The sequence below is a fragment of the Rhodococcus sp. NJ-530 genome, assembly GCF_003860625.1.
Lineage (GTDB): Bacteria > Actinomycetota > Actinomycetes > Mycobacteriales > Mycobacteriaceae > Rhodococcus_F > Rhodococcus_F qingshengii.
On record NZ_CP034152.1, the window covers coordinates 4900461 to 4918192 of the forward strand.

The following is a 17732-nucleotide window of genomic DNA, read 5'->3' on the forward strand; positions in this document are numbered from 1 at the left end:
GAGTGAATTCTGTATCGTTCGGTCCAATATATACTGGACCGAACGATACAGAAAGAGCGAGGCTTTGATGGGCAGATCACAAGAATTCGACACAACAGCCGTGGTCGCTGCCGCTTTGGACGTTTTCTGGGCACGCGGATACGAAGGTGCCTCACTCGGCGACCTCGAATCCGCGACGGGGCTGAGTCGGTCAAGTCTCTACAACTCGTTCACCAACAAGCGCGGATTGTTCGACGCCGCCGTGCAGCTGTACCTCGACCATGTCATCCGGCCACGTCTGCGCAGCCTCACGACAAATCCCGGGGCAGACGCCGTCGACGACTACCTTTCCTCGCTTGCGCACGCGATCGGCACCATGACCGCCGACTCACCTCGGCGCGGTTGCCTACTTCTCAATACGGCTGCCGGACTCGGCGCGCACGACGATGCGATGGCCGCAGTGATCCGCGCTTACCGCCGAGAGCTCGCCGACGCGATCAACAGTGGATTACACGCCGCGTTTCCAACCGAGACAGACGCCACGCTCTCAGATCGCACTCGAATCCTTCTCTCCTGCACGGTAAGTGCATTGGTACTCGCACGAGTTGACACCGAAGAGGCGATCGCAACTCTGGAATCTGCGCGCCGACTGAACGCAGAGTGGCAGGGATAATGACCGGAAAGCTCACGCCATTGCCCGCCATCAGGCGGGTAGGCGATGATGCTTCACGTGCCCAAGTTGACTACGCCCGCGATCGCCACTGGCTCTCTCGAGGGGATGGACCAACCCTCGATCCACGTCGGGACTTTCGCGATTCTCCGACCCTGGACCCGCGACGACGCACCGGCCGTCATGGAAGCCTTTCGCGATCCGTCGATTCAGCGTTGGCACATCCGCCGCGCCGACTCGATCGACGAAGCACGGGGTTGGCTCACCCAGTGGAGAGACGGGTGGGCAAGCGAATCCGAATGCCATTGGGCGATCGCCGCTCCCGAGACAAATGAACTCCTCGGTCGAATCGCAGCAAAGGGGGTGAATTTGTGGGACGGCACTGCCGAGCTCGCGTATTGGGTGACCCCAGCGGCGCGCGGCCGCGGACTGTGCACCCAGGCTGTAACCGCACTGTCCGAGTGGGCATTCCGCGAAGCAGGGTTTCATCGACTGGAACTCGAGCACTCGATCCACAACCCACGATCGTGCCGAGTCGCCACCAAAGCAGGGTTCAGCGAAGAAGGTGTTCGACGAAGCTCCGCCAGGCACGCCGACGGCTGGCACGACATGCACGTCCACGCCCGACTACGTAGCGATCAGCCTTCGGCAACGACCCGCGCCGCGAGGGCAAGCGTCTGATCCACCAATTCCGCAACTCGCTGCGGCACGACCGGTTCGAGGTCGAACAGAATTCGGTAGATGATCGGCGCCACTACATGGTCGACCACCGAATCACCATCCACGCCGGCAGCTTCCGGCCAACGCGCGAGGATCACGTCGATCTGCGTCCGACAGAAGAAGGCACACTTGAACTTCTTCGTACCGTCCGGTGCATGCGTCTGATCGTCGCTCATCAACACGTCACGCAACGAAGCACGACCGACAGGCGCAGACATCTCCTCGAGGTACTCCTGCGCCCAAATCGTCAGATCCCCTCGGAGCGAGCCCGTTTCACGCGGGTCGGCGTCCGGGCGCAATCTCTCGATCGAGACGTCGGCAAAGACTTCGTTGATGTCACCCCACCGCCGATAGATGGTCGACGGGGTCACTCCCGCATCGGTCGCGATCATCGGCACCGTGATCTCGGCTCGATCACGCTGTTCCAACAACTTGCGCGCCGACGCATGCACGGCCTGTTGGATGCGCGCACTACGGCCACCGGGGCGCGGACCTGCGGACGGACTCATAAATCCAATACTAACGCAAAGATGTTGCATTAGGCTACGGCCAGGCGTAGCGTCCCAAACGCAAAGTATTTGCGTTTGAAGTCTTCACCACCCGCACGGGAAGCGCTACGACAATGACAACGACCGTTTCACCACAGACCGAGAGCACTTCACGCCCACGCCTTGGGCGAGGCGTCGCTTTCACACTCATCGCCGTCATCATCGCCACGTTCCTGGGCGCATCCGCGACCCCGACACCGTTGTACGAGCACTATCAACAGTTGTGGGGATTCTCCTCGCTCGCGTCGACGCTCGTGTTCGGCATCTACGCTCTCGCATTGCTCGCCACGCTCCTGACCGCCGGATCCCTGTCCGATCACATCGGCAGGCGCCCGGTCCTGCTCGGAGCACTCGCGCTCGAGGCAGTCTCGCTCGCGCTGTTCGCCTCGGCCGACGGTTTGACCATCCTGCTCATCGCCCGGGTCGTACAGGGTGTTGCCACCGGCGCTGCAATCAGCGCTCTGGGTTCGGCATTGATCGACCTCGAACGCACTCCGGGCCGAGGATCGATCATCAACAGCGTCGCTCCGACGATGGGGCTTGCAGTCGGAGCAGTGGGTTCGAGCCTCATCAGCGAGCACCTGCCCCGGCCCACCAGCACTGTCTACCTGGTCCTTCTCGTGCTTGTCATTCTCGAGATCTTCGGAGTATGGGCCGCTCCCGAGACTTCGGGCGGACGCCCCGGAGCCTGGCAGTCCCTGCGCCCCACACTGGCCGTTCCTCGTCAGGCGCGCACGATGATTGCCCTGACCGCACCGTGCCTGATCGCGGTCTGGGCGCTGGGAGGTTTCTACCTCTCACTCGGACCTGCATTGGCGCGCAACGCACTTGACGTTCACAGCTCCCTCATCGGTGCCGTCATGGTCGCAACACTGACAGGATTCGGAGCGGCAGCAGTACTCACCTTCCGCAAACTCGGCGGCCGGACCGTGATGCTGATCGGAACCACCGCCTTGGTGCTCGGGGTGGCCGTCACACTCATCGGTGCTGAAACATCCTCTGCCGTATTGATTCTGGTCGGTACGGCTGTTGCAGGTATCGGCTTCGGAGCAGGATTCCAAGGAACTATCCTCACCGTCATGCCGCTGGCCGAGAACCACGAACGCGCGGGTTTGTTGTCCACCGTCTACGTCATCGCATATCTGGCCAACAGTCTTCCCGCCTTGCTGGCCGGCTACCTGGTCGGCAAGGTCGGATTGGTGGATACGACGCGTGGCTACGGAGCACTCGTCATGGTGCTCGCGGCGGCCGCACTGATCGGACTGCTGGTCACCGGCGAGCGAAAGGTCGAAGCCGTCTCGGTGTCGGAGTAGGTGTCCCCCGATCGGTGGACACACCGTTCCGCCTGCACAGGGTCCGGGGAGTGGACATACGACATCGATCTGCTCCGACATAGTTGTCTTCGAGAGAGCCAACCGAACGCTCACCCGGACAAAGGACACCGACGATGACGAACCCACGCTACGTAGTTGCCGCAATCACAGCTCTGGCCGCCGGCGCCCTCACTTTGGGATTGAGCGGAATCGCCAGTGCCGGAACCCTTCCCACAACCGGCAACAGCATCACGATGACGATCAGCAACGACACCGAACAGACAATTCATCTCGAAGGCGCCGACAACCCCTACGGACAGTGGATGCAGAGCCCACGCCAGTCGCTCGCGCCTCACGAGACCGAGATCGTCACGGCATACAACCAGGACCCGCGCGGCCTGACGGTCGACGTCGTCTGTTCCACTCCCGACGGCGGACAAGCCGTCTTCACGGCCAACGACTATCCGCAGTTCGACACCGACGGAACTCGCACCACCGACCCTGATCACTACTTCATCTCGAGCTACATCGACGGCTACTACCCGAACCTGAGCGTCGGGTACCACCTCAGTGCGGTGTGACTGCGGCAGTCGTCATAAGTAATCCATCTGCCTCTCAGACGCACTTGTTCTTGGACATTCGTCCGGCGCGCGGGGATTGTTGAACGCAGCCCCGCACGACCAGGCACACGCCCCGCTGCCGGTGGCCCGAACATCAACGGGAGAGGGAAAACCACAGTGCGACTACCCAACCAGTTTCTGATCTACGTCAGCGATGCCGCCTCCGCAGCAGCGTTCTACGGCGAATTGTTCGACGCGAAGCCTGAGGTCCTCAGCCCTCGGTACATGACCTTCGACCTCGGCGGCGGTGTGGTCCTTGCACTGTGGAGCGGCAAGTCCCGCGACCTCGATCCCGCGACACCGCGCAATTTCGAAGTCGGCATCTTGGTCGACGGCGGGAGCAACGAAATTCGGGCGATCCACGACGAGTGGGTGGCCAAGGGAGTCGAGGTCGTCGAAGAACCCAACGAAGATGTCTTCGGTCTGACGTTTGTCATTTCAGATCTGGACGGAAACCGCGTCCGCGTAGCGCCCGCAGATCACTGAGCACTCAGCCTTTGATCTCGCCGTACCGGCGCAAGGCCTCCTCACGCTCGTGCGCGTGATCGACTATCGGGTCCGGGTAGTCGACTGGGCGCATCGCCTTCAACGAGTGGACGGCCTTCCCGGGAACATCGCGAAGTTCGGGGACCCACCGACGGACGTATGTGCCGTCGGGATCGAACTTCTCCCCTTGCATGATCGGGTTGAAGACGCGGAAGAAGGGCGAAGCATCCGTACCCGACCCGGCAGTCCACTGCCACCCGTGCTGATTGGAGGCCAAGTCACCGTCCACCAGTTGCGACATGAAGTACCGTGCGCCGCGCCACCACGGAATGTGCAGGTCCTTCACCAGGAATGACGCGACGATCATTCGGACCCGATTGTGCATCCAGTTCTCGGCGGCGAGTTGCCGCATGCCGGCATCCACGATCGGGAAGCCGGTCTTGCCTTCACACCAGGCCGTGAAGGCGGCGTCTGCGTCGACTCCCCCGTCGTGACGTAAACGGTCGAACTTGTCGTCGTAGTTCTTCCGCGCGCTGTCGGGGCGCTGAAACAGGATGTCTGCGTAGAAGTCTCGCCAAGCAAGCTGGCGACGGTACGCCTGAGCGCCGTCTCCGAGTCGCTTGGAGAGATCTGCCAACATGGTTCTCGGATGAATCGTGCCGTACTTGAGCGGGATCGACATCCGACTCGTGGTGTCGAGGTCGGGTCGATTTCGTTCGTCGTCGTACCGGTCAAGATCGTTCTCGCAGTATTCTTTCCACTGTTCGAGCGCACCGGCCTCACCGACGACATCGCTGACGGTGCCGGACGGCGCGGGGATACTCACCCGGCGCGGGCCACCGTCCTTCTCGCTCGGATCGAACCAACGGACCGTCCCCGCATCGGTCGACGCGGGGCCCCGCCAACCATGTTCCATCCACTGACGGAAGTACGGCGTGAACACCTTGTACGGATCACCGTCCGCCTTGGTGACGCGTCCGGGCGCCACGGCATATGGTGACCCGGTGGCGATCAACTCCACCTTCTCGGCCACGGCCGCGTCGCGCCGTCGGCCGTAGGGCCCGTAGTCGGCACTGATGTGAACTTCTTCGGCGCCAACGGATTCCGCCACGCGGGGCACCACGTCTGCCGGATCACCTCGAACAACCATCAATCGTCCGTCGAGCTGGTTGTCGAGTGCCGACAAGTTGGCGAACAGTTGATTCTGGCGGGGTGAGCCTGCCGGTCCGAGCAACTTCTCGTCGAGGACGAACAAACCCAACGTCTGTCCGCCGGCATCCGCCGCTGCAGTCAGAGTCGGAAGATCACCGACCCTCAGATCGCGTCGAAACCAGATCACAGAGTTACTCACCCAGTCGAGCCTACCGATCAGATCTCAGAACGCATCCCACCGCGCGGGCCGCCAGTTGCGCCGCTCTTTCGGCTGTCGGCTCGGAGGTGAGCCCGAGCAGTCGCCGCCGGTGCTCCTCCCCGAGCAGCAAGGTGTACAACTGATCCGCGCACAGCGCAGCCTTCTGGCCGTGCTGATCGATCAATATCTTCTCCAGAAAGGCAATCGACTTGGCCGGGCCGGATTCGTAGAACGCTGCGGCCAATTCAGGGAACTGCACTGCCTCGCCGATCATCATGCGGTGCAGCGCAATCGAGTTGTCGCTGTGCAGGGCGATGACGATGTCCACTGCAGCGGCGAGCAGGTCGGACTGGCCCTCGCCGGCATTGTCGACGTACGCGTGCTGACGCGCAACCGCAGCTGCAAAGACCGCAGACTTGTCGCCGAAGTAGCTGTACACGGTGCGCTTGGCGACGCCGGCCACCGTGGCAATGCCCTCGATGGTAGTTCGGGCGAACCCGACATCTCGAAACGAGTCGACAGCGACGTCGAGAATCTCGTTGCGTCGTTCGGCGCGCTCGGCGTCACTGGTTCTCCCACGTCTGCGCGGTTGCTCCATCAAGTCCCCTGTTACCGTGCCGGTGAATTAATGCTACGTTGACGTTTCATTAATTCGAATACTACAGGAGCACTGCATGACCGGACAACGACTCGTCCACGTCGCTATCGCCGACGACTGGGAAGCATGCAAGCGTTTCGGTGAGTACGAGGTCTCGACGCGCGGAATCAGTTACGACGAGGCAGGATTCATTCGCGCAACAACCCCGGACGCACTCGCTTCGGTGCTCGATCTGGCGTTCGGCGACCTCACATTGCCGCTGGTCGTCGCCGTCATCGATCAGGACGCCCTGACCTCCGCGGGCATCGACGTCGAATGGGAGGCGGAAAAGCCCCGAATCCTCCGACCTCTACCGATGGACGAGGACACCGTGGTCGCCGAACTGGCCGTGGAACGCGTTGACGGGGTCTGGCCGATTCCCGACCTGACCCCGTACGCAAGCTGCGCCGGCTAGACCAGCGCAGCCTCCGGTTCGATAACCGGCGCAGACGCCTTCTTCCGGCCGGCAGCCACGCACAGCGCGATCCCGACGGCAATCCAGCACACCAGCACCAGAAGTGGCGTGGTGGCGCCATGGCCGTCGAAGAACGCCATCGAACGGACGGATGCTCCTGCGGCGCCAGGTGGGAGCAGCTGCCCCAATGCGCCCCAGCCTGCGGGCAACCACGCGGCAGTTGTCGCCATCCCCGAGAGTGGGTTTCCGATGAACATCATCGTGACGGCGCCCAACGCGAACCCCTTCATCCCGAGCAGGGATTCGAGCCCCAAAATGGGAAGCGAGATGGCCGACATGCCCATGGTGAGTGCGAGCGCGGTGAGCAGGTAGTTTCCGTCAAGACTGTTGGTGTCGAACTGCAGAATGGCAGTCAGTGCAAAACCCGCGACCATCGCGACGCCGGCAGCGCCCAACACTCGCTTGACGATGCTGCGCGGAAACAGTTGCACGAGAACAACAGCGGGCATGATTCCGCCGAACACCAAGGGCAAGGCCAATGCCGTGAGCCCAGCACCGGTCGGGTCGTCCGCCGTCAACGGCACAACGTCTTCGACGGGAACCTTTGCCCCCGAGGCCTCCGAGAGGCCGTTGGCCACCCCGGTCAGGGTCTGGGCGATCGGGGTTCCGCCTGCAGTCGCGATCAACACGTGAGGACCGTTGGCATCAACGGCGATTCCGCCGACCACGTCGCGATTCCGAATCGCGTCACGCAGGGCGTCGGCGTCGGCGAATTCTCGAGTATCGAAGGCGCCTTGCTTACTCGCCTCGAGCGAGGTGCTGATCTGTTCGGTTGTCGCAACTGGACCGGCGATGCCCAACTTCAGTTCGTGCGGGCCACTGTTGACCGAGGGCAGTACGAAGGCAAGCAGCATCAGCCCGATCACGGCGGACAAGCCCAACACCACAGCCACCAACTTCTTGCGGTCCTGTGCTTCAACTTCGGCGTTCATAACTACCCTCCCTAAGTGGAAGTTTTTCCTCCACTATTTGTGGAAGATATTCCTCCGGTTATGATGAACTGTCAATACCGGAGGTGGATGTGCGAGCCGATGCACGTGAACGCAGAAACGCAATAGTCGACGCCGCACGAGCGGTGTTCACCGAACGCGGGCACGACGCGCCGCTCGATGCAGTCGCAGAACTCGCGAAAGTGGGCATCGCCACGCTGTATCGAAACTTTCCGACGCGCGAGGACCTCGTGACCGCCGTCGCCGTCGCAACACTGACCGATGTCCGCGAGGCTGCCGACATCGCACTCACGGCAATGTCCACCGATCCGGCAAACGCGTGGCACACGCTGGTGGACCGCCTCGTGGAACTGCGCCTGGGTGCGCTCATTCCTGCACTGGTGGAACGCAGTTTCACCGAGCTGGCGCCCGAAGTTCTGGCGGTGCGTGAGGTGACGAAAACGAAGATGACCGCGACGATCGGCGCCGCTCAGAGCGCCGGACTGGTTCGCGCCGATCTGCAACCGCTCGAATTCGTCATGGCTCTGGCCAAACTGACGCGCCCGCAAATCGAGTTGTCCGACGAGGCCATGCCGAACCTGGTCCCGCGGTTGGTCGCGGTGTTCATGGCCGGTCTGCGTCCGGACGGTACCGACTTGCCGGTCTGATCGGCGAAACCCGACGTACCAGGCAAGGCACAATGGGGCTGTGACCGAGATACCGAAAATCCTCGTAGTCGACGACGACGCAGACGTCCTGACCTCACTCGAACGCGGATTGCGGCTCTCGGGATTCACCGTACTGACGGCGGTGGACGGCGCCGACGCGCTCCGAGTGATCTCCGACAAGCGACCGGACGCGGTAGTCCTCGACATCAACATGCCGGTGCTCGACGGCACCGGTGTGGTGACGGCACTTCGTGCCGCCGGCAACGAAATCCCGATCTGCGTGCTCAGTGCGCGCAACTCGGTCGACGATCGCATCGCCGGGCTCGAATCCGGTGCGGACGACTACATGGTCAAACCGTTTGTTCTTGCCGAACTGGTTGCCCGGATCCGCGCAATGCTCCGTCGCAGCAACACTCCGGCCGGCGATCACTCCGAGGGTACGAATACCCTGCGGGTCGGAAACCTCGACATCGATCTCTCCGGTCGCCGGGTTCGTGTCGACGGCAAGGAAGTACCGCTCACCAAACGCGAATTCGAGCTACTCGAAGTGCTCGCACACAATTCCGGCATCGTGCTCACTCGCGAACGTCTCCTCGAACTGGTGTGGGGCTACGACTTCGTCGCCGACACGAACGTCGTGGACGTCTTCATCGGCTATCTGCGTCGAAAGTTCGAATCCGGCGGTTCACCTCGTCTGCTGCATACCGTTCGCGGCGTCGGGTTCGTGCTTCGGGAGAACCCGTGAAGCGTCGCCGCTTCTCACTACGAACTCGCGTTGCCGCGGCCGCGGCACTGGGGGCGACGTTCATCGTCATCGCTCTCGGTGTGGTCGTTGCACTGGCTATCGCACGAAACAATTTGGCGCAGTTGGACCGTCGATTGGAGACGGCATCGACGGTCATCGTGGCCAATGCGGCTACAGCGGGACCTTTTCTCGGCGCGTTCGGAGACGGCGGCGCCTTTTCCGTGACCATCCGCTCCGACACCGACGGAACCGTCAAATCCAGTACCCCGACGCGACTGCCCGAACTACCGGTCGGCTCGGCGACCGTCGACGTGGACGGTACGAAGTACCGGGCATACACCGCCGAGGCCGACGGGATCAATGCCCTTGTCTCGCTGGCGGTTCCCTATGCCGAAGCGCGAGACATCACAGTCGACCAACAGCGACAGGTTGCATTCTTCGGCGTCGGGGCCGTAGCGGCCGCAGCTGCGTTGGGATGGTTGTTCGGTGGCCCGGCGGTGCGCCCCCTCGTGGAGTTGACCCGCCGGATCGCCAGGCGCGATCCCGATCTCGCCACCGAGGTTTCCGGAATCCGTGAAGCGGACGAGCTTGCCGCAGCAGCAGAATCGATGCTCAGCGACGTCGCTCGAGCGCAAGCCGCAACCAACTCCGCCCTTGCCGCCGCCCGAGATTTTGCGTCCGCCTCGGCTCACGAACTCCGAACTCCGTTGACAGCGATGCGAACCGACATCGAAGTGTTGTCCATTCACGACCTCGATCACGAACAAAGACGCGAGATCCTCACAGATCTGGCCCGCGCGCAGGGCCGCGTCGAGTCAACTCTGAGAGACCTCGAGCGCCTGGCGAAGGGTGAACTCTCGACGGCCGAGGATTTCAAGGACACCGATTTGACCGAGGTCTGCGACATCGCTGCCGACGACGCACGCCGACATCATCCTGGGCTGGACGTCGGCGTCGTCACGGTGGATTCCCCACTCCCCTATTGCATCCGGGCCCTTCCCGGCGGAATCCGGTTGATCCTCGACAACGCGATCACCAATGCAGTCCGCCACGGCGGCGCGAGCGCGGTGCGCATCACCCTCGCTCGCCCGGCCGATTCACCAGACACCGTCACGATCACGATCGACGACAACGGTTGCGGAATACCGGCCGAGGAACGCTCGAGCGTGTTCGAGCGCTTCACTCGCGGATCGACGGCAGGCAAGACAGGCTCCGGTTTGGGCCTGGCGCTGGTGGCGCAGCAGGCGGCCCTGCACGGCGGACGGACGACATTTCACGACAGTCCACTCGGCGGGGCTCGCCTGCTGGTCGAACTCAGGGATCAGCCCGGACCCGAATAGCCCCTTCAGGTCTCGATCAACTGGCCGATCCCTGACGCTGTCACTTCGATGACCCGAGCCGAGCCGATGTCGAAGAACAGTCCGGCGATACGCAGGCGACCATCCACACGGGCCTGACCGACGAGAGGATGGCGTTCGAGAGTCTGCAATTGGACTGCGACATTGACCATTCCGAGCTGATCGACCTCCGAGAAACCTGCCTCGGCCGCAGCACGCGCGACCGGATGGCCACTCGTATAGGCCTGCAAGCTCGTCTCCGCATGCCGCAGCCATTCCCCGACGACTCCCGATTCCGACGAACCGTTCGTCAGGAGTGCTTGCATCGCGCCGCAGCCCGAATGTCCGCACACGACCACCGAGCTGACACCCAACTCGTCGATCCCGAAGGCCAGTGCCGCTTCCACCGACGTATCGCGGCCGCCGGCAGGAACCAGGTTTCCGACATTGCGCACGGTGAACAGGTCGCCGGGGCCACTGCTCGTGATGATGTTCGGCACCACTCGCGAATCTGCGCAGGTAAGGAAAAGAGAGTCGGGGTTCTGCCCGTCGCGCAACTGATCCATGTGCGGCCGTATCGCTTCGGCGCGATGGCGATGATAGTTGGACACCCCGTCGAGAATGGGCCGCAAGGCCGGCGGGCTGCTCAGATTCCTCCCCGAAGCCTGTGGTTGCCAACTGCCCCACGGCGCGAGCAAGCCGCGCAGGTCGGTGACTGCGGCGCCGCGCTTCGGCGGACCGGTGGTCGCGCTCTCCATACTCACCGAGCCGACTTCGTCGATGACCACCGAACCACCTGCCAACTCGTACTGCCTCGCCCACTCTTCGATGACGTCGAAGACGGCATGGTCGAGGAAGTCGACAGACAGCTCGACGGTGACGTCCGACCGCGGTGGGAGTCCGGCGAGCACCGACGTCAGCTTGGGCAGCACCAGGAAGGTGCACGAGCCTTCGACCAGGACGCGCCACTTCCCGGAATCGTTGTCGCCCAACTCTTCTGCGGTGACAGTTGCGCGGATGACACGCCACACCAGGAGGGCGATGGCCAGCGCCAACCCGATCAGGACGCCCTCGAGCAGATTCAAGAACACGACGCCGACCACCGTGATGCCGTACACCCACAGATCACCGGTCCGTCGCGCCAACCGAATGTGCGCCAGCTTGACCAGTTGAATACCGATGACAATCAACAGTCCGGCCAGTGCAGACTTCGGAATCTGCTGGACCAACCCGGCGAGCGCAGCCGAGAACAGCAGAATCCACAGGCCGTGCATGATCGACGACGCGCGGGACTTCGCCCCGGCCTCGACATTGGTCGCACTGCGCACGATCACCCCGGTGACCGGAAGGCCGCCGATGGCCCCGGACACCATGTTCGCGGTGCCCTGGCCGAGCATCTCGCGATCGAAGTTCGACCGCGGGCCCGAGTGCATCTTGTCCACGGCCACGGCCGAGAGCAGACTCTCCACACTGGCGATCAGGGCGATGGTGAGGATGCCGGTTGCGACGCCGAGCCACTGGCCGTCGGGCAGAGCGGGGAGTCCGATCGAGTCCAGCAAAGATCCGTCGAGAGCAATACGCTCGACGTCGATCGGCAGCGCCAGCGAAGCGAGAGTTGCCAATACGATGCCCACCAACGCCGCCGGAACCTTGCGGACACCGGCAGGGAGATAGCGCCACCCGAGAAGGGTGGCGATGACGACGAGTCCGATCATCAGGTCCTCGACATGCAAGGCACCGATCTGTGCGGGCAACTGCCGTAGATTGTCCAGCGCCGAGCTGGCCGAGCTTCCACCCAACAACACGTGAACCTGTTGTAGCGCAATGGTGATGCCGATACCGGCGAGCATCGCATGCACCACCACTGGAGCAATAGCCAGCGCCGCACGGGCAATTCGGCTGAGCCCGAACACGATCTGCAGAATTCCGGCGCCGACGGTGATCAGGCAGGTGACTTTCCACCCGAACTTGCCGATCAGTTCGGCGACCACCACGGTCAGGCCGGCTGCGGGACCACTGACTTGCAGCGGTGAACCTCCCACAGCTCCGGCCACCACTCCGCCGACGATTGCGGCGATCAGACCTGCCATGATCGGCGCCCCGGAGGCGATCGCAATTCCCAATGACAGGGGAAGCGCCACCAGGAATACGACCAGCGACGCCGGCACGTCGTATCTGATCAGTTGCTCGAGATATCGCCGGCTTCCACCACCCGGCGGAGACGAATCCCCCACGACGCTCTCGTCTGCGGATGATTGTGCGTGCACTACGGACTGCGTCGACATAGATCTCCTCGCCGGACCCCGGATCCGGCTGCTGGGCAACATGTTCGAAGCGAATCGGCGATCGGTATCGCCGATCGACTGTGACCATGGTAACCGCGATTCCTTACCGTTCCCTTAGATGCGAGCCCAGACGTGGTCGACGTCACCGCCGCCCGGCACTGTGACTCGAACCTGAACATCGGTCCAAAAGATCGATCGAATTGCTTTAAACCGCAAGCATTTTGACTGACACACCTCCAGCGGCCGGCACACCTGAGCGCCGTCGGCGATAATGGTCGGGAGTGAACGCTCAACCGCAAACACAACGATGTGAAGGCAGGCACCATGTCCGATCAGTACGTCGCCGCGCAGGACCGCTACGAAGCCATGCCGTACCGCCGAACCGGTCGGAGCGGTCTCAAACTCCCGGCCATCTCGCTGGGCCTCTGGCACAACTTCGGCGACGACGTACCGATCGAGAACCAGCGCGCAGTTCTGCGGCGGGCATTCGATCTCGGAATCACCCACTTCGATCTTGCGAACAACTACGGACCCCCGTACGGAAGCGCCGAGACGAACTTCGGCAGGATCCTGCGTGAGGATTTCTCTTCGTACCGCGAGGAATTGGTCATCTCGTCCAAAGCCGGCTGGGACATGTGGCCCGGCCCCTACGGATTCGGTGGGTCCCGCAAGTATTTGCTGTCGTCCCTCGATCAGTCGCTCGGACGACTCGGCGTCGACTATGTCGACATCTTCTACAGCCATCGCCCTGACGCCGAAACTCCGATCGACGAGACCGCAGGCGCCCTGATCAGCGCTGTCCAGCAGGGCAAGGCCCTGTACGCGGGTATCAGTTCGTACTCGCCGGAGCGCACCCGTGAAATCGCCGCACTGCTCGCCGCTGCGGGGGTTCCGCTCTTGATCCACCAGCCGAGCTATTCGATGCTGAACCGCTGGATAGAGCAGGACCTGCTGTCGGCTGTCGACGATCTCGGCGTCGGCGTCATCGCGTTCTCACCACTCGCTCAAGGCATGCTCACCGATCGCTATCTGAACGGCGTCCCCGAGGATTCCCGTGCAGCTCAAGGTAAGTCACTGGATCCGTCGTGGTTGACCGACGACGCTCTCACCCACATCCGCGCGCTCAACGACATCGCGGCAGACCGCGGCCAGTCGCTGGCTCAGCTGGCACTGAGCTGGGCACTCCGCGATTCGCGGGTCACCTCGGTACTGATCGGTGCGTCCAGTGTCGCCCAACTCGAAGCCAACGTCGGCGCGCTCGACAATCTCGAATTCAGCGCAGCCGAACTGGCCTCCATAGATCAGCACGCCAAGGACAGCGGCATCAATCTGTGGGCAGAGGCCAGTTCGATCTGAGCGATCACCTGCGCTAGAGCTGAGGCAACTCCACGTTCACGTGCTCGCCCTCTTCGAATACGGCCGACGCCGGCCCGACGATCAAGGGATCCGGAGTACCGACAGCCCGGTGATCCTTGTTGGGATAGTCGAAGCTGGCGAGCACGTGACGCATCGCCTCGAGGCGAGCGCGCTTCTTGTCGTTGCTCTTGATCACCGTCCAGGGCGCATCCCCGGTATCGGTGTAGAAGAACATGGCTTCCTTGGCCTGGGTATAGTCGTCCCACTTGTCGAGCGAAGCCAGATCGGTCGGTGAGAGCTTCCACTGACGCACCGGGTCCGTTCGGCGGGCCGCGAACCGCGCCAACTGCTCTTCGCGGCTGACCGAGAACCACAGCTTGTGCAGATGAATCCCGGAGTTGACGAGCATCCGCTCGAAGTCCGGGGTCTCTCTCATGAACTCGAGATACTGCGTCGGCGTGCAGTAACCCATCACTCGTTCGACGCCGGCGCGGTTGTACCAGGACCGGTCCATCATCACTATCTCGCCGCCGCTGGGTAGGTGTGCGACATAGCGTTGGAAATACCACTGCGTCCGCTCGATGTCGGTGGGCTTCTCGAGCGCGACCACGCGGGCTCCACGGGGATTGAGATGCTCGGTGAATCTCTTGATCGACCCGCCCTTACCGGCAGCATCGCGACCTTCGAAGATGATGAGCACCTTCTGACCGGTTTCCTTGACCCACAGCTGCAGCTTGAGCAACTCGATCTGCAGACGCCGCTTCTTCCGCTCGTACTCGCGGCGCGACATCTTCTTCTCGTACGGATAGCCCTGCTTCCAGGCATCCGCGAACTCCGAAGGCTCCAGCACGCCGAGCTTGTGCTTGAGACTCGACAGCTCGTCGATCTCGGCCGCGTAATCCTCGGTGACGGAAATTCTGGTCGACGGGGTCGGCAGGTCAGGAACCCGACCGTCCACACCGCTGGCGTCGGGGCTCATGAATACGCACTCCCTGTCGTCGAAATGAACGAACGTCCGGAAAGTGAATTTTACGCGCCGAAGCCCGCTCCCGCGGGTCCGAAGAGAATGTTGCTTGGCATCGAGGAGGTAACGACAGGTCCGGCTTCCCAGTCGCCGAACCCTCACGCGGTACCTTGATCGAGGTAACTGAGACGGTCGGTAACCCCGAGAGAAGAGAGTTCTGGCGAGATGCGAGTAGACGGACGGGAGATCCCGGTAACGGGAAGCCTCCTGCCACCACTGCACCGCCGTACGAGCGACATCATGCGGGTTGCGATCGCTGCTGTGCTGCTCGGCGGCGTGATCGCGGGATCTCTGATCACTCGAAGTCAGTGGGACGCCCTCGAAACGTCGGTGTCCAACATCGTCGGTGTTCTCTCGCCGAGCCTGTCCGACACTGTGTACCTGCTCTACGGCATCGCAATTCTGGCGCTACCGTTCGCCATCCTGATCGGCCTGATCGTCGGGCGCCGGTGGAAGTTGCTGGCCGGATACGCCGCCGCCGGCCTGTGCGCCGGTGTCGCGCTGTCCTTCACCGGAACAGGCCTGGCGGCACCGAAATGGCACCTCGACGTGCCGGACCGACTCGACGCCACCTTCCTGTCTCAATTCCTCGACGATCCGCGATGGATCGCGATGCTCGCGGCGGTGCTCACCGTCTCGGGCCCGTGGCTTCCGAAGAAGTGGCGACGAGCCTGGTGGACGCTGCTTCTGCTCTTCGCTCCCATCCATCTGATCGTCAGCTCGATCGTTCCCGCACGATCGATGCTGGGTCTCGCCGTCGGTTACCTGATCGGCGCGGTGATCGTTCTCGCCGTCGGCACCCCTGCCCTCGAAGTGCCGTTGGACTCGGCAGTACGCGTACTCGCGCGGCGCGGTTACCGCGTCACCGCGTTCCGCGTCGTGAGTCCCTCGGGAATCGGGCCTCTTGTCATGTCCGCAGCCATCGACCAAGCACCGGACGACGAACCTTTCGACGAACTCGTCGTCGAGTTGTACGGACAGAACCAGCGAAGCAGCGGAGCAATTCGACAGACGTTCCGTTGGATCTCGTTCCGGAACCGTGAAACTCCGCCGCCCTACGGATCACTTCGTCGCGCCGTCGAACACCGAGCGCTCATGGGTCTCGCTTTCGCCGACATCGGTCTGGCCAGTTCCAAGGCCGTCGCAATCTCGGTACTCGATCGCGGGTGGGAGATGTACGCGCGCCCGAGTCCTCGTGGCATCCCCCTTGCCGTCGCCGTCGAGAACCAGGCGGGCGAGGAAGAATCCACCAAACTGATCGACGCGCTGTGGCAAACACTGCATACCGCTCACGTGCACCAGATGGCGCACGGCGACCTGCGCGCTTCCGAGATTCGTGTCGAAGGCGGAACCATCCTCTTCGGCGGGTACGCGTACTCCGAATTCGGCGCCACCGAAGTTCAGATGCAGTCCGACAACGCACAACTTCTCTTCGCCACCGCATCATTGTTCGGGGTCGATGCAGCGGTGGACGCCGCGATTCGAGCGCAAGGCGCAGACACGATTCTCGCCGCCTCCGGCCGATTGACCACCGCTGCATTGCCCAACCGAATTCGGCGGACGGTCACGGATTCCGCGAAACTGATGACCGAGATCCGAGACGAGGTCGGTGCCAAGAACGGGATCGAAAAGGTCGCTCCCGCACAGGTCACCCGATTCAGTCGCAACCAGCTGATCCAGCTCGTTCTGCTCATCGGTCTGGTCTACGTCGCCTACCCCTTCATCAGCCAGGTCCCCGCGTTCATCACCGAACTGAAGACGGCCAACTGGTGGTGGGCACTGCTCGGCCTCGGCGTCTCCGCACTGACGTACGTCGGCGCGGCTGCGGCCCTGTGGGCCTGTGCGTCGTCGATGGTCAGTTACCGCAACCTCTTGATCATGCAGGTGGCCAACACCTTTGCGGCGACGACAACTCCGGCCGGAGTCGGCGGGCTAGCGCTGAGCGTGCGGTTCCTGCAGAAGGGCGGGCTCGGTACCGTCCGCGCAACGGCCGCAGTCGCGCTGCAACAGACGGTCCAGGTGGTCACCCACGTCGGCTTGCTGATCTTCTTCTCGATCGTCGCCGGACGTGATACGAACCTCTCGCACTTCATCCCGGGATCCACTGTTCTGTACCTGGCGGGCGGCGTCGCGCTCGGAGTTCTCGGTGCATTCATGTTCATCCCGAAACTCCGTGGGTGGCTGCGCGACGATCTGCGTCCTCAGATCACCGAGGTGTTGGGTGAACTGAGCCAACTCGCGCGAAATCCCACGCGCTTCCTCATCATCGTGGGCGGCAGCGCCGCAACAACTCTCGGTGCCGCCCTGGCTCTGTGGGCGAGCGTCGAAGCATTCGGCGGCGGAACGACGTTCATCACCGTCACCATCGTGACGATGATCGGTGGGACGCTCGCCTCGGCGGCTCCGACACCGGGTGGCGTCGGAGCCGTCGAGGCCGCCCTCATCGGTGGTCTGTCCGCATTCGGACTGCCGGCAAGTATCGCGGTCCCGTCGGTCCTGCTCTACCGAGTGCTGACCTGCTGGCTCCCGGTGTTCTGCGGTTGGCCGACGCTGCGATGGCTGCAGAAGAACGACATGGTCTGAGCCGTT

17 protein-coding genes are annotated in these 17732 nt (G+C 62.8%); 11 read left to right on the forward strand and 6 right to left on the reverse strand.

Annotation, left to right across the window (positions count from 1 at the left end; genetic code table 11):
* Nucleotides 1-67: 67 nt before the first annotated feature.
* Both EHW12_RS22700 and EHW12_RS22705 read left to right on the forward strand, forming a co-directional pair.
* The gene (locus EHW12_RS22700) at nucleotides 68-652 is read left to right on the forward strand and encodes a TetR/AcrR family transcriptional regulator (RefSeq protein ID WP_125051806.1); all 585 of its coding nucleotides are present in this window, start codon (nucleotides 68-70) and stop codon (nucleotides 650-652) included.
* A 57-nt stretch (nucleotides 653-709) separates the two neighbouring features.
* Entirely contained in the window at nucleotides 710-1330 is a 621-nt protein-coding gene (locus EHW12_RS22705; protein ID WP_125051808.1) for a GNAT family N-acetyltransferase, read from the forward strand.
* Here EHW12_RS22705 and EHW12_RS22710 read toward each other — a convergent pair.
* The gene (locus EHW12_RS22710; protein ID WP_007733425.1) at nucleotides 1288-1878 is read right to left on the reverse strand and encodes a TetR/AcrR family transcriptional regulator; all 591 of its coding nucleotides are present in this window, start codon (nucleotides 1876-1878) and stop codon (nucleotides 1288-1290) included. The two genes, EHW12_RS22705 and EHW12_RS22710, sit on opposite strands and share 43 nt — an antisense overlap.
* A gap of 113 nt (nucleotides 1879-1991) precedes the next feature.
* Between EHW12_RS22710 and EHW12_RS22715 the strand changes: the two genes are divergently transcribed.
* From EHW12_RS22715 to EHW12_RS22725, 3 genes are all read left to right on the forward strand, one after another.
* The gene (locus EHW12_RS22715) at nucleotides 1992-3230 is read left to right on the forward strand and encodes an MFS transporter (protein ID WP_063315920.1); all 1239 of its coding nucleotides are present in this window, start codon (nucleotides 1992-1994) and stop codon (nucleotides 3228-3230) included.
* Nucleotides 3231-3364: 134 nt separating this feature from the next.
* The gene (locus EHW12_RS22720; RefSeq protein ID WP_125051810.1) at nucleotides 3365-3811 is read left to right on the forward strand and encodes a hypothetical protein; all 447 of its coding nucleotides are present in this window, start codon (nucleotides 3365-3367) and stop codon (nucleotides 3809-3811) included.
* Between the two features lie 156 nt (nucleotides 3812-3967).
* Nucleotides 3968-4336 carry a VOC family protein gene (locus EHW12_RS22725; RefSeq protein WP_003939994.1) on the forward strand — a complete coding sequence of 123 codons (369 nt, stop codon included), beginning with the start codon at nucleotides 3968-3970 and terminating at the stop codon, nucleotides 4334-4336.
* Nucleotides 4337-4340: 4 nt separating this feature from the next.
* Here EHW12_RS22725 and EHW12_RS22730 read toward each other — a convergent pair whose 3' ends face one another.
* Together EHW12_RS22730 and EHW12_RS22735 are read right to left on the reverse strand one after the other, a co-directional pair.
* A complete protein-coding gene (locus EHW12_RS22730; RefSeq protein WP_058226109.1) occupies nucleotides 4341-5687 on the reverse strand; it encodes a deoxyribodipyrimidine photo-lyase in 1347 nt (448 codons plus the stop codon).
* A 10-nt stretch (nucleotides 5688-5697) separates the two neighbouring features.
* Nucleotides 5698-6285 (reverse strand): TetR/AcrR family transcriptional regulator, encoded by a 588-nt coding sequence (locus tag EHW12_RS22735; protein WP_047270920.1) that lies wholly within the window; start codon nucleotides 6283-6285, stop codon nucleotides 5698-5700.
* A 76-nt stretch (nucleotides 6286-6361) separates the two neighbouring features.
* On the opposite strand from EHW12_RS22735, the gene EHW12_RS22740 reads away from it, so the two are divergent.
* Complete coding sequence (locus EHW12_RS22740; protein WP_125051812.1) at nucleotides 6362-6739, forward strand: DUF952 domain-containing protein; 378 nt, start codon at nucleotides 6362-6364, stop codon at nucleotides 6737-6739.
* On the opposite strand, the gene EHW12_RS22745 is transcribed toward EHW12_RS22740, so the two are convergent.
* The gene (locus tag EHW12_RS22745; RefSeq protein ID WP_125051814.1) at nucleotides 6736-7731 is read right to left on the reverse strand and encodes an ABC transporter permease; all 996 of its coding nucleotides are present in this window, start codon (nucleotides 7729-7731) and stop codon (nucleotides 6736-6738) included. The two genes, EHW12_RS22740 and EHW12_RS22745, sit on opposite strands and share 4 nt — an antisense overlap.
* 89 nt (nucleotides 7732-7820) lie before the next feature.
* Here EHW12_RS22745 and EHW12_RS22750 point away from each other — a divergent pair, with 89 nt between their 5' ends.
* From EHW12_RS22750 to EHW12_RS22760, 3 genes are read left to right on the forward strand one after another with little or no spacing between them, the layout of a single operon-like run.
* Nucleotides 7821-8396 carry a TetR/AcrR family transcriptional regulator gene (locus EHW12_RS22750; RefSeq protein WP_003939888.1) on the forward strand — a complete coding sequence of 192 codons (576 nt, stop codon included), beginning with the start codon at nucleotides 7821-7823 and terminating at the stop codon, nucleotides 8394-8396.
* A gap of 40 nt (nucleotides 8397-8436) precedes the next feature.
* Nucleotides 8437-9141, forward strand: a complete 705-nt coding sequence (locus tag EHW12_RS22755) for a response regulator (protein ID WP_003939853.1) — start codon at nucleotides 8437-8439, stop codon at nucleotides 9139-9141.
* Nucleotides 9138-10481, forward strand: a complete 1344-nt coding sequence (locus EHW12_RS22760; RefSeq protein WP_003939972.1) for a HAMP domain-containing sensor histidine kinase — start codon at nucleotides 9138-9140, stop codon at nucleotides 10479-10481. Before EHW12_RS22755 ends, EHW12_RS22760 begins: the two co-directional genes overlap by 4 nt.
* 5 nt (nucleotides 10482-10486) lie before the next feature.
* Here the strand turns inward: EHW12_RS22760 and EHW12_RS22765 are convergent, their stop codons facing one another.
* Entirely contained in the window at nucleotides 10487-12763 is a 2277-nt protein-coding gene (locus tag EHW12_RS22765) for a bifunctional SulP family inorganic anion transporter/carbonic anhydrase (RefSeq protein ID WP_042451182.1), read from the reverse strand.
* Between the two features lie 324 nt (nucleotides 12764-13087).
* Between EHW12_RS22765 and mgrA the strand changes: the two genes are divergently transcribed.
* Nucleotides 13088-14119, forward strand: coding sequence for an L-glyceraldehyde 3-phosphate reductase (gene mgrA / locus EHW12_RS22770; RefSeq protein WP_007733451.1), 1032 nt, complete (start codon nucleotides 13088-13090; stop codon nucleotides 14117-14119).
* A 13-nt stretch (nucleotides 14120-14132) separates the two neighbouring features.
* Here mgrA and ppk2 read toward each other — a convergent pair whose 3' ends face one another.
* Nucleotides 14133-15098 carry a polyphosphate kinase 2 gene (ppk2, locus tag EHW12_RS22775; protein ID WP_003940295.1) on the reverse strand — a complete coding sequence of 322 codons (966 nt, stop codon included), beginning with the start codon at nucleotides 15096-15098 and terminating at the stop codon, nucleotides 14133-14135.
* A 210-nt stretch (nucleotides 15099-15308) separates the two neighbouring features.
* Between ppk2 and EHW12_RS22780 the strand changes: the two genes are divergently transcribed.
* On the forward strand, nucleotides 15309-17726 hold the full coding sequence (locus tag EHW12_RS22780) for a lysylphosphatidylglycerol synthase transmembrane domain-containing protein (protein WP_125051816.1): 2418 nt from the start codon (nucleotides 15309-15311) through the stop codon (nucleotides 17724-17726).
* The last annotated feature ends 6 nt before the right edge of the window (nucleotides 17727-17732 follow it).